At 59.0% G+C, this 12,274-nt stretch carries 8 protein-coding genes; 1 reads left to right on the forward strand and 7 read right to left on the reverse strand.

Annotated elements, in window-relative coordinates:
- Positions 1-21: 21 nt before the first annotated feature.
- From Enr13x_RS21790 to Enr13x_RS21815, 6 genes are all read right to left on the reverse strand, one after another.
- Complete coding sequence (locus Enr13x_RS21790) at positions 22-387, reverse strand: PilZ domain-containing protein (RefSeq protein ID WP_197455276.1); 366 nt, start codon at positions 385-387, stop codon at positions 22-24.
- A 655-nt stretch (positions 388-1,042) separates the two neighbouring features.
- Positions 1,043-1,921, reverse strand: a complete 879-nt coding sequence (locus Enr13x_RS21795; RefSeq protein ID WP_145389003.1) for a sugar phosphate isomerase/epimerase family protein — start codon at positions 1,919-1,921, stop codon at positions 1,043-1,045.
- Between the two features lie 102 nt (positions 1,922-2,023).
- Complete coding sequence (locus Enr13x_RS21800) at positions 2,024-3,526, reverse strand: glutamate synthase subunit beta (protein ID WP_145389004.1); 1,503 nt, start codon at positions 3,524-3,526, stop codon at positions 2,024-2,026.
- A 94-nt stretch (positions 3,527-3,620) separates the two neighbouring features.
- Positions 3,621-8,198 (reverse strand): glutamate synthase large subunit, encoded by a 4,578-nt coding sequence (gltB, locus tag Enr13x_RS21805; RefSeq protein ID WP_231743694.1) that lies wholly within the window; start codon positions 8,196-8,198, stop codon positions 3,621-3,623.
- Positions 8,199-8,300: 102 nt separating this feature from the next.
- The gene (locus tag Enr13x_RS21810) at positions 8,301-9,275 is read right to left on the reverse strand and encodes a LysR family transcriptional regulator (protein ID WP_145389005.1); all 975 of its coding nucleotides are present in this window, start codon (positions 9,273-9,275) and stop codon (positions 8,301-8,303) included.
- A gap of 375 nt (positions 9,276-9,650) precedes the next feature.
- Positions 9,651-9,911, reverse strand: a complete 261-nt coding sequence (locus tag Enr13x_RS21815) for a hypothetical protein (protein ID WP_145389006.1) — start codon at positions 9,909-9,911, stop codon at positions 9,651-9,653.
- A 236-nt stretch (positions 9,912-10,147) separates the two neighbouring features.
- Here Enr13x_RS21815 and Enr13x_RS21820 point away from each other — a divergent pair, with 236 nt between their 5' ends.
- Entirely contained in the window at positions 10,148-11,062 is a 915-nt protein-coding gene (locus Enr13x_RS21820) for a hypothetical protein (RefSeq protein WP_145389007.1), read from the forward strand.
- 170 nt (positions 11,063-11,232) lie between these two features.
- On the opposite strand, the gene Enr13x_RS21825 is transcribed toward Enr13x_RS21820, so the two are convergent.
- Positions 11,233-12,267, reverse strand: a complete 1,035-nt coding sequence (locus Enr13x_RS21825) for a hypothetical protein (RefSeq protein ID WP_145389008.1) — start codon at positions 12,265-12,267, stop codon at positions 11,233-11,235.
- Between the last annotated feature and the right edge of the window lie 7 nt (positions 12,268-12,274).

Here is a 12,274-nt window from a genome sequence, read left to right on the forward strand (position 1 = left end):
CGGTTTCAACGAGACCCGGCACTAACGATGTAGGTTGATGAATTGCCAACCCGAAATCTTCCAGTTGGGACCATACGGACGGCACCAGCGGCATTGCGCCAGCATCTTGATCGGCCCACCCTTGAGCGACTCAATCGTCAGCACCGCCGTGGATCGCTCGGGAATTTCCGCCGAAGTGATCAAGCCAATTCCGGCCGCCGAAACTTTCCGTGAGAATGCAATGATTTCTTCCTGAGATCCCCGGATCAGCATCGCCACGGGCCGGACCAAATGCTCGCGGTGCGACGAACGGTTTTCGATGCGATCGTAAAACGCGTCTTCCTCGAGAAGATCCCGAATGGCGTTCTCGACGTCCGTGTTCGGTGCGGTACCGGAAAGACGCAGCATTGTGGGCAGACTCCTACACGTTCTGTGGGTGACGCGTGGCTTCTTGCGTCGACAAAGGGATTTCAGGGATTGCGATCGGGTGCGTGTTCGGGTCAGACAGAATGTGCCGACGCCGACGCTTCCCGTTAACTTTAACCTTGCCGGGCATTCCGCCCTCATGCAAATAGATTTCCGCATGAATACTTAAGAAACCGACCGTGACGCCGCGACCGATTCGATCGGCCCCTTCCCCCTGCCACGATCTGGCCGCCCACCATCCCCCTAATTGGCATGGTGAACGGAGAACTCGAACCGGCAACGCTGGCGACGGAGTGATCCTTTTCGACGCCGGCGGCCATTTCCCGATTGCCCCTTTTGGCCGCCGACCGGCACCCTAGCAACGCACTGAAAACAAGTGGGATCCGCTTCCAGCCTGTCGACGCTGGTGAGCGGAACGGCGCGAGCGGGCCGTCGATTTCGTCGGGATCTGCTGAATCAATGGTGAGGGGCTGGCCGTAAGGCCTCGGGCAGCGTCGCAGTGCCCGGCCGCTTACGCGGCGCGCGGCTCACAAAAGCAACAGCCCACGAGCCGTCCGGCGCGCTGCAACAACACCATGAAACACCGGAGGGCTCGCGCCCTGCCGCTCACAAGCAACGCACCAGTTGGCGCACTTCGCTACAGCGACCGCAGGTACGCCGCGCTCTGCTGGATACTTTTGACCGGGTGTGGCGAGTGGTCTTGCTCGACATGGCAATGTGCCACGCCAGCATCCGCGGCGGCGGCCAGGATCGGTTCCATCGGGATCATCCCGTTGCCCAGTTCCTTGAACGCTTCCTTCGGGATCCCCTCGTACTGCGGCGGCTTGACGGACCGATCCAGGTCCTTGAGGTGCAACTGCGTCACGCGTCCGGAAAGTTTGCGAATCAGATCCGCCGCATCCAGGCCACCGACGGCGACCCAGAAGACGTCGATTTCAAACTTCATGTCCGCCGAGAACTCTTCGACGAAGACGTCATAACCGCATTTGCCACCTTCGAACGGTTTGAACTCAAAGGCGTGATTGTGGTAGGCCAATTGAATGCCCGCCCGTTTCGCTTTCTCGGCCGCAACATTGCACCGCTGTGCGACCTCCTTGTACTGGTCCAACGAACCGCGTTGTTCGGCACCCAGGTAAGGGACCACCAGGTGGGTCAGCCCCAGATCGTTGGCTTTGTCGAGCAGCTGCTCAAACGGCTGAACCCCTTTCTGGTCGGGTTTCAGGATTCCGTCGGTGTTGATGTGAGACGAATGCACCGCCATCCCATTGGCTTTGGCTTCGCGAATCATGTCGTCGGCACCGGGAAAACCGTACGGTTCGACTTGCTTGTACCCGGCCTCGGCAACCGCCTTCAACGTGCCCGCGACGTCGGCGCGGATTTCGTTTCGCAGCGTGTAGAGCTGGATTCCGATCTCGTTGCGATACTTGTTGTCCGCTTCCAGGGCGCGGAGCCAGCTGGACTGGGCCAACGTGGCGGTCAGCGCAGCACCGCTGGCAATGAATTGACGTCGTTTCATGGTCGTGATGGGTGGTGTGGGGAAGAAAAGCACAGACTCGCCCCGAGGCTCCGCCCCACGACGTGAACGATTGATGTGCTGAGTTTTACGAGGTTATAGCGGCTAGCCGACTTGCATCGCCGTTCCCATCGTAACCCCTGGCGCGGGCAAATTGCTCTCGCCCTGCAGAAAAACATCGATCGCGCGAGCGGCACCACGCCCCTCGTTGATCGCCCAGACGACCAAACTCTGTCCGCGGCGACAGTCACCTGCGGCGAAGACCTTGTCGATGTTCGTCGCAAATTGGCCATGCTCGGCCTTGAAATTGCTTCGCGGATCGGTCTCCATCCCCAACGATTCGGGGACATACTGTTCCGGCCCCAAGAATCCCATCGACAGCAAGATCAATTGGGCAGGCCACTGTTTCTCCGACCCTTCGACCTCCGCCATTTGCCATTTCCCAGACTCGTCTTTCGTCCATTCAACCTCGACGGTCTTGATGCCCGCCAGTTCGCCGGCGGCGTCGACGACAAATTCCTTGCTAAGGATTTGATACTCGCGAGGATCCCGACCGAATTTCGCTTCGGCCTCTTCGTGTCCGTAATCGACACGGAAGACGCGAGGCCATTCCGGCCAAGGATTATCCGAGGCACGCTCTTCGGGCGGCTTGGGCAGCAGTTCGAAATTGACCAGGCTGCGGCAGCCGTGTCGCAAACTGGTCGCGATGCAGTCGGTTCCGGTGTCACCGCCCCCGATCACGATCACGTCTTTGCCTTCGGCGCTGATGAACCCGTCGCCGAGGGTTTCTCCGTGGACGCTTTGACGCGTGTTGGCGGTCAAAAACTCCATCGCAAAATGAACGCCCTTGGCGTCCCGATTGGGGATCGGCAAGTCGCGCGGCTTCGTCGCACCACAGGCCAACAGGACCGCGTCGTTTTCATTGACCAGCTCCTTGGGGTCCAAGTCGACGCCGACGTTCGCGCCGGTGACGAACTTGATCCCTTCGGCCGTCATCTTGTCCACGCGGCGCTGGACCGCTTCTTTGGAAAGCTTCATGTTCGGAATGCCGTACTGCAGCAATCCACCGATGCGATTGGCCCGTTCGTAAACGGTGACGCTGTGACCGGCCTTGTTCAACTGGTCCGCCGCGGTCAATCCGGCCGGGCCGCTGCCGACAATCGCGACGGATTTTCCGGTCCGGCTTTCCGGCGGTTCGGGCACGATCCAGCCTTCTTCCCAAGCCCGATCGACGATCGCATTTTCAATGTTCTTGATCGTCACCGGCGGATGGTTGATCCCCAACACACAGGATCCCTCGCACGGCGCCGGACAGGTGCGTCCGGTGAACTCGGGAAAGTTATTGGTCTTGTGCAACCGCTCGATCGCTTCCTTCCAACGATTGTTGTAGACCAGGTCGTTCCATTCGGGGATCAAGTTATCGATCGGACATCCCGTGCCGGACTGACAAAACGGGACGCCGCAATCCATGCAACGGGCGCCTTGCTCGCGGAGGTGATCGATTTTGTGCTCGGTGTAGATTTCGTCGTAATCGTTCAGTCGAACGACCGGCAATCGCCACGGTACTTTTTTACGATCAAACTCTTTGAATCCGGTTGGCTTTCCCATCAGTCTGCTCTTGGTCTTACGTTGGAATGTGTTGGAGGTGAAGATGTTGCGGCAAGCGGGAAGCTTGCCGCACTGGGGTTGGCAAGCGGGACGCTTACCCCACCGGGGTCGCTTGTTCTTTTTGTGCCAGCAGCACGCGTTTGTAGTCGACGGGCATGACTTTGACACATTGCGACAGGAACGTCTCCCAATCCTCCAGTGCCTCGGCGGCGACTTCGCTGCCGGTGTACTGCTTGTGTCGGGTGATCAATTCTTTGATTTCGGCTTCCTCGTCCGGATCGTCGATCCGCTCCAATTCCACCAACGCCAGGTTGCACTTGATATTGAAATCACCGGCGCGGTCCCAGACGTAGGCGATCCCTCCGGACATCCCGGCGGCAAAGTTCCGACCGGTTTCACCCAGGATCACAACGCGTCCTCCCGTCATGTATTCACAACCATGATCGCCGACGCCTTCGACGACGGTCTTGGCTCCGCTGTTTCGCACACAGAAACGCTCCGCCGCACGGCCGCGGAAAAACGCTTCTCCGCCGGTCGCACCGTACAGGCACACGTTGCCGACCAAGATGTTGTCTTGCGACTTGAAACTGCTCTGCTTGGGCGGATAGACGATGATGCGACCACCGCTGAGCCCCTTGCCGACGTAGTCGTTGGCGTCGCCTTCCAAGTCGATGGTGATGCCGTGGGCCAAGAAGGCGCCCAAACTTTGTCCCGCCGATCCGGTCAATTGAAGTCGGATCGTGTCGTCGGGCAGCCCCATTTGGCCGTACACCTTGGCGACCTCGTTGCTGAGGATCGTTCCCACCGTACGATTGATGTTGATGATCGGTGATTCGATCACGATCGGTTCTTTGGTCTGAATCGACTCGCGTGCCTTGTCCAACAAGACCGTCATGTCGAGTGATTTTTCCAGGCCGTGATCTTGGGCCTGGCTGCAAATCACTTTGACGTCCGGATTCGGTTTGGTCGCAACTCGCAGGATCGCGGTCAAATCCAATCCGTCGGCTTTCCAGTGTTTGATCGCGTCGTCGGTGTGCAACACGTCGCTACGGCCGACCATTTCGTCGATCGTTCGGAAACCGAGTTCGGCCATGATGCGACGTGCTTCTTCGGCCACCATGAACAGGTAATTGACGACGTGCTCGGGCTTGCCGGAGAACTTTTCACGCAGATAGGGATCTTGTGTCGCGATCCCGACCGGGCAGGTGTTCAGATGACACTTCCGCATCATGATGCAACCGAGCGTGATCAACGGTGCGGTCGAAAATCCGAACTCTTCGGCCCCCAACAAGGCGGCGATCACGACGTCACGACCGGTTTTCAGTCCGCCGTCTGTCTGCAACACGACGCGGCTGCGAAGGTTGTTCAGCACCAACACCTGGTGCGTCTCGGCAATCCCCAACTCCCACGGTAAACCGGCATGTTTGATACTGGTCAATGGCGACGCCCCGGTTCCGCCGGTGTCGCCGGAGATCAGGATGTGATCGGCGAACGCCTTGGCCACACCGCTGGCGATCACACCGACACCGACCTCGGAAACCAATTTGACACTGATCCGGGCGGCACGATTGGCGTTTTTCAAATCGTGAATCAGCTGCGCCAAGTCTTCGATCGAGTAGATGTCGTGGTGCGGCGGAGGGCTGATCAGCCCCACACCGGGCGTGCTGTAACGAATCCGCGCGATGTTGTTGTCGACCTTCTTGCCCGGCAGCTCACCGCCTTCACCCGGCTTGGCTCCCTGCGAGATCTTGATTTGGATCTCATCGGCGTTGGTCAAGTATTCGATCGTGACCCCGAAGCGACCCGAGGCGACTTGTTTGATCGCCGAACGCTTGGAATCGCCGTTTTCCAGCGGTTGGAATCGCAACGGGTCTTCTCCGCCTTCACCCGTGTTGCTTTTCCCGCCCAAACGGTTCATCGCGATCGCCAAGGTCTCGTGCGATTCGGCACTGATGCTGCCGAAACTCATCGCGCCGGTGCAGAAACGTTTGACGATTTCCGACGCCGGTTGAACTTCTTCCAGCGGGATCGAGTTTCCGGTTTCCTTGAATCGCAACAGCCCGCGGAGGGTGCAGCGGGAACGGTTGTCGGAGTTGATCTTGCCGGCAAATTTCCAGTACGCGTCTTCGTTGTTGTTCCGCGCGGCGATTTGCAAGTCCGCGATCGAATCGGGCGACCAGGCGTGTTTTTCGCCTTCGGCCCGCCAATGGTATTCACCCAAGTTGGGCAGTGTCGGCAGATTATCGCTCTTGCGTTTGGGATAACCCAATGCATGGCGACGCAGCGTTTCTTCGGCGATCACGTCAAACGAGACGCCTTGAATGCGGCTGGCGGTGCCGACAAAGCACTTGCCGATCACCTCGTCCTTCAAGCCCAGGGCTTCAAAGATCTGGGCGCCCTTGTAGCTTTGCAGTGTGCTGATGCCCATCTTGGCCATCACCTTGAGCATGCCCTTGGCGACGCCCTTGCGATAGGCGGCGACGATCTTGTCATCATCCAACGACGGGTCCATCAAGGCGTCGCGACGCGCTTGCCAGAGCGCCTCAAAGGCCAAGTAGGGATTGATCGCATCGGCACCGTAACCGATCAACAGGCAGTGGTGGTGAACTTCGCGGGCCTCGCCCGTTTCGACCACCAGACCGATTCGCGTCCGCTTGGCCTGTTTGACCAAGTGATGATGGACCGCTCCGACCGCCAACAGGGCACTGACCGGAACGCGGTCGGGTCCGATCTTGCGGTCCGAAAGCACCACCAATTCGATCCCCGCGTCGGCCGCGGATTCCGCTTCCGCAGAGATTCGGTCCAACGTGGCTTGCAACCCCGCCTTGCCTTCGCTGCGATCGAAGGTGATGTCGATCACGCGACTTTGCCAGCCTTCGTGGTTGATGTGCGACAGCGCGGCGAGTTCCTCGTTCGTCAAAATCGGATGCTCGACCAACAAACGATGGCAGTGCGCCGGCGTTGCGTCCAACAAGTTTTGCTCGGGCCCGATGTAGCATTCCAGCGACATGATCACCTCTTCGCGAATCGAATCGATCGCCGGGTTGGTGACTTGCGCGAACAACTGCTTGAAATAGTCATAGATCATGCGGGGCTTGTCCGACAGACACGCCAGCGCGCTGTCGTTGCCCATCGAGCCGACCGGGTCACGCAGGTCTCGGACCAACGGACGCAACATGAAATTCATCGTTTCGCTGGTGTATCCGAACGCTTGCATGCGGTGCAGCAGCGTGTCACTGTCAAAACCGTGCGGTTCCGCTTCCGGATGCAGGTCCGACAGTCGAATGCGTTCTTGACGGAGCCAATCGCCGTAGGGCATCGCTTTGGCGAAGTTGGTCTTCAGCTCCTCGTCGGGGATCAGTCGCCCCTGTTCGAAGTCGATCAAAAACATCTTGCCCGGCTGCAAACGCCCCTTCTCTTTGACGATCGCCGGATCGACCGGCAGCACGCCGACTTCGCTGGCCATGATCACGCGGTCATCGTGCGTGACGTAATAACGACTGGGGCGCAATCCGTTCCGGTCAAGTGTCGCACCGATGTAGGACCCGTCGGTAAATGCGATCGACGCCGGCCCGTCCCACGGTTCCATCATGCACGAAAAATACTCATAGAACGCACGTTTGTCTTCGCTCATCGAATCGTGTTTCTGCCAGGCTTCGGGAACCATCATCATGATGGCTTCCTGCAGCGTGCGTCCGTTCATCAACAGAAACTCGAGCACGTTGTCGAACGTTCCCGAATCGCTGCAATCGGGCTCGACGACCGGAAACAGTTTTTGCAGGTCGTCACCGAACAACTTGCTTTCGGCAGTCCCCTGACGTGCCTTCATCCAGTTGCTGTTGCCACGCAGCGTGTTGATCTCGCCGTTGTGGCTCATGAAACGCAACGGCTGGGCGCGGTCCCAACTGGGGAACGTGTTGGTCGAAAACCGGCTGTGGACCATCGCCAGGTGCGTTTTGAAATCCGGATCGCGGAGATCGGGATAGTAGGGCAACAGTTGCGCCGGCGTCAGCATCCCCTTGTAGATGATCACCTTGGTGCTGAGCGAGCAGATGTAAAACATCAACGCCTGCTTGAGCGTCTTGCTGCCGCGCAACAGGTGGCTGGCGCGTTTGCGAATCATGTACAGCTCACGCTCGAACGCTTCGCCCTTGAGTCCATCGGCGGCACCGACGAACAGTTGTTCGATCACCGGTTCGGCAGCCCGTGCGGTCGGACCGACGTCGGCGAAATCGGTCGCCTGATGCACGTCGCGCCAGCCGTAGAAAACCTGGCCGCGATCGGCGATCAGCTTTTCGATCGTCTGCTTGCACTCGGCACGTTCGGCGGCGTCCTGCGGCAGGAACACCAACCCGGCGCTGAAACGCCCCGGCTCGGGCAAGTCCACGCCCAAATCTTCCTTGGCGACCTTGGCAAGAAACTTGTGCGGTAGTCCACACATCATGCCGCAGCCGTCACCGGTGTTCGGTTCGCAACCACAGGCACCACGGTGATCCATCGCGCGGAGAATCTCGTCGGCATCGAGCACGTTTTGATGGCTGGGCACACCCTTGATGTGAGCGATGAACCCGACCCCACACGCGTCTTTCTCGTGCTCAGGGTCATACAACCCTTGCTTCTTGGGCAGATGAAACAGTGGATCACGCATCTCGATTTCTTTCGTTGATGTCATCGGAGTGAAGGCTTCAGTTTCGTGTGGGGGAATGATTCGCGTCTGCGGATGCGAATCGTGAGCTTGTTAGGTGTGTGATTGGAAACGGGCCGTCGCGGCGGTCTACGCGACGACGGAGGTACCGGGGACGATTGGCGGCCCCTGCGATTGCGACTTGTGACGACTGCGTCCGCCACGTTTGTCTCGGTCAGGTTCCAAAGGGCGACCCAACAACAGCGATCCGAATTCGTATCCGGCCGCACTCGGACGCCCCGAGCGTCGGAAAACGATCCCGAGCGGACGGACCATCCGCAACGCACGACAGGCGACGACCCGCAACGCGCCGGTCGCCGTCTCACGCCGGACCGCCGCCTCGGGCAGAAACCCCGCCCCGTCGTTCGCCTGAATCGCTCGCACGAGCGAATCGGCATTGTCAAATTCGTTTCGAAAATCGACGCGGATCCCCGATCGCTTTAACGTCGCGTCGATCATCCGCCGCAATTCAAGGCTGCGATCGAATCCGATCATCTCGATGCCATCCAGATCCGACAGCTCCGCCTCGCTGCGACGAGCCAACGGATGCTTTGACGCACATACCAACCGCACCGGCTCCTTCTGCCACGGCACCACAACGAGTTGCTTGTTCGCCTTGGGAAAACTGACCAACCCGATTTCCGCATCGCCGTTGACCACGTTCCGGATCACCGCCTCGTTCTGGCAGTAACCGATTCGCACGTCGACATCCGGATACAAATGACCGAATTCCTCGATCGCTTCGGGCATGTAACTCAGTCCCACCGAATAGATCGCCGCCACATGCAACGGCCCCGATAACCCGCGTCCGGCCGTGATCACGCGTTCTTCTAATCGGTGGTACTCCGCCAAAATCTCTCGCAGCCCGCCGTGATAATTCGTCCCCGCAGCGGTCAGCGACAACGGTCGTGTCGAACGATCGATCAGTTGAACGCCGAGTGACTCTTCGAGATGCTGGATCGCTTGACTGGCCGCACTCTGTGTCACGCCACGAGCCTCCGCAGCTTTGGAAAAGCTACGCAGCTGGGCGACGTCACAGAAAATCTCAAGCGTTCGTAGTTGCAAATGTAATCCAGAATTAGCTTGGCTAATATTGTCAGTCCTGACAGTTCGGACCTGCTAATGGGAAGTTAAGCGGGCTTGAAACGGTCGTCAAGCCACGGAAGCCGGCGTCAACCGTCAACGCACCTAACGCGCCTTAATCCGCCGCTATCCGCCCAGAATGCGGAGATCTTTCGGGGGGAACGGATAGGGCACTGGCGTTTTTCGGCACCCGATGTGAACCGAATCACCGTCCTGGCGCGCTGAATCGCGCATACCTTCGACGCCCTGCGTTCAACACGCACCGGGGAACCGCGTTCAACACGCACCGGGGAACGATGATCAAGTCCATAGCTCTGGCGCGCTGCATGCAGCGGCGAAACCCGATCCCAGCGACTCTCAATCACCGCTCGGCTTGAATCGCTGGGGAAGTGTGAATGAATAAATCACAATCAGTGATCCAACGCTCAACACCAACCACGGAAACCACTCTTTGGGTTGCCAAGTGATCGTGGTCTGTCCGGCGATACTGGAAGGATTGAAGAATTCTTTCGCGCTCGAACCGCGATTGGAGTAGATGTTCGCGCTGTCGATCACCAGCGATTCGAAACCGACGATGATCGCCATGATGCCCAGCGCAATAAAAAATGCACGCCACATCGGAAGGTGTCTCCGGAAAAGGTGGTGATGGGGATTGCCGAACGATCGCCAGCGGGAATGCCCGCATAGAACGACGCCGGCGATTGGTGCCTAAGCGGTTCATCGTCCAAAGCAATGCTTGCAAATCAACGAGAGCACCCCAGACGCTAGGAGCGTCACGTTCGCGCTAATTCGACTCCCCGACTGTTCGTCCATCACGCTCAGACGCATCGCCTGCCAAAACAATCATCCCACGCGTGCCGGCCAACCCCGCGAAACGTTTCCCGACCTATCCTTCCATTGAATCGTTCCAACGGACCGCCGATGCCCGACAGATCAAGATGTTAACGGAAACGCACGAGTCACCGACAAAACAAGAATCACCCGATCGATCGGAAATCGCCTCGCAACCGGATGATCCGCGGCGCGTGACGGCGTGGCCGATGGTTCGAATACTTGTGGTTGCGAGAAAAATCTGCGGCGGAACATTCTTCGTCGTTCTGTTTATTGACGAGTGCTTCAAACTCGGCGACGTGTCGGTGCAATTGACGCCCTATGCGTTCTGGATGGGATTGGTCGTGGCGGCGGTGGCTTGGCCCTTGGTCCCGTTCCTGCTGAAACGATACCGCGAACCACACTTTGTAACGGCCGACTCGGGTTCGATCTATTTCTATCGCCGGCGGTCCGACGATGCCCTCGACGAAGCGGGCTTTCGCATCACCAGAGGGTTCCGTGTCTTGGGAGAACCGTTTGCCAATCGTTGCGAGATTCATCTCGGTTGTCGGCAGATGGTGATCGCCTTGTTCCGAATCATGGACTGCACCCGAACCACCGAATTGCTGACGATCACCGAGTCGGGACGCGTCATCCTGACCCGTTCAGACGCTTCGCATGAAGACGAACCCGACGTGGACGCCCTGCCGTCGATCGTCGTCACCACCATCGCTGAATCCCCGTTCGAAGAGATGCTTGCCGTTCATCTTCGGACGGCGACCGAAGCGTCCGAAGAAGCAGATTCAGTGATCGTCGAACTGAACGAGAACGATCTGGTCGACGTGCTGCGTTATGCCAACCGCGCCCACCACAACATGAAAGTCAAACGCGGCGCGGCACGCGGGCTTGTCGGACCGATGACCTACGGTCGTTTCCGATTCCCCCTGGGAATCGTCTAGTGGGTGTCCAGCTCTGAAGGACCGTCCGGCCTAGGACGACCACTTTTTCAAGTACGACGGCCCTTCCGGGCCGTCGTCCCGAGGGCTCGCCCCGACGCCGCACAACGATCCGCTGACCGGATTTCGCTAGTACGACGGCCCTTCCGGGCCGTCGTCCCGATCATTGCTCTCTATCGCGTTTCGTCTCCTTCATCAGCCGGACGGTCGCTTTCGGCGTAGAGCTTTGCCAGGTCCAATAGAATCGGCAGCGCGTGTTGGCGAAGCTGTTCCGGATCGGCATCGCTGAACCGGTCGCGAACATCGCGGAGTTTTGATTCCAGCTCGTCTCGCAACACCAGTTGCTCGTCGGTCAGCTGCGGGCCGCGATCGCTGACCGGAATACTGAAGCGACTGGCCAGTTCGCCGTCGACTTTTGCGTCCCCCTTTGACGTCGCTTTGCCCAGCACCAGCGACAACGACGATCCCTTCCGGTCATCGTTGTCTTCCAACAAGGCGTGTTCGGTCGCCAAACGGCCTTGTTCTTTGTAGAAGCGATCCACGTCGACGGCGGCCTTCAAAAACGCTTCGCGAACACTGACCGAATCATCGTGATCCAAATCGGCGTCCGCGGCACCAAACGCGGCGGCGAAGTATTCGCCGAACCGGGCAAAATTCTGCTCCGATCCGCTCTTGGTTGCCGTCACGATGACGCGATTTTTGCCGGACAATCGGTTCACAAACGGACCACTCGACGAGCTGCAGTTGGCGATCACCAGCGGCCGTCGGATCGAATCGAGCCAGCTGCCGAATTCTTTCGCATTCACATCGGGGCCGACCAGATTGAAGTCCGCCGACGCTCCGTCCCATGTTCCGTGACCGATCAAGATCAACCACAGCGGACGGCCGCTGGTGGTCGACGCGGACCGTTTCAGCGCTTCTTGAAGTTGGTCGCGATCAGTGGTCTCGCGGTCAGGGCTCTCCCGATCGTCTCCGGTCGGTCCGATCCGTTGCATCGTCAGCCCGGCCCGCTGACTGGTCGCCTTCCATGTCTCGGACCACTGGGCAAACGCCTCACCGAACTCGTCCGCCCCCGGTGCACCGACAACCACGATCACGTCCACCGGTTCCGCCGCGTCATCGGCCCGCGCGACCGCCCCCACCACAACCAACAACAACCAAAGTGGCGTAAGCTTCCAGCTTGCGATCTGCAAAAGTGGGGTAAGCATCTTGCTT

Origin of the sequence: Stieleria neptunia (genome assembly GCF_007754155.1) — a bacterium.
In the GTDB taxonomy this organism is placed as follows: domain Bacteria; phylum Planctomycetota; class Planctomycetia; order Pirellulales; family Pirellulaceae; genus Stieleria; species Stieleria neptunia.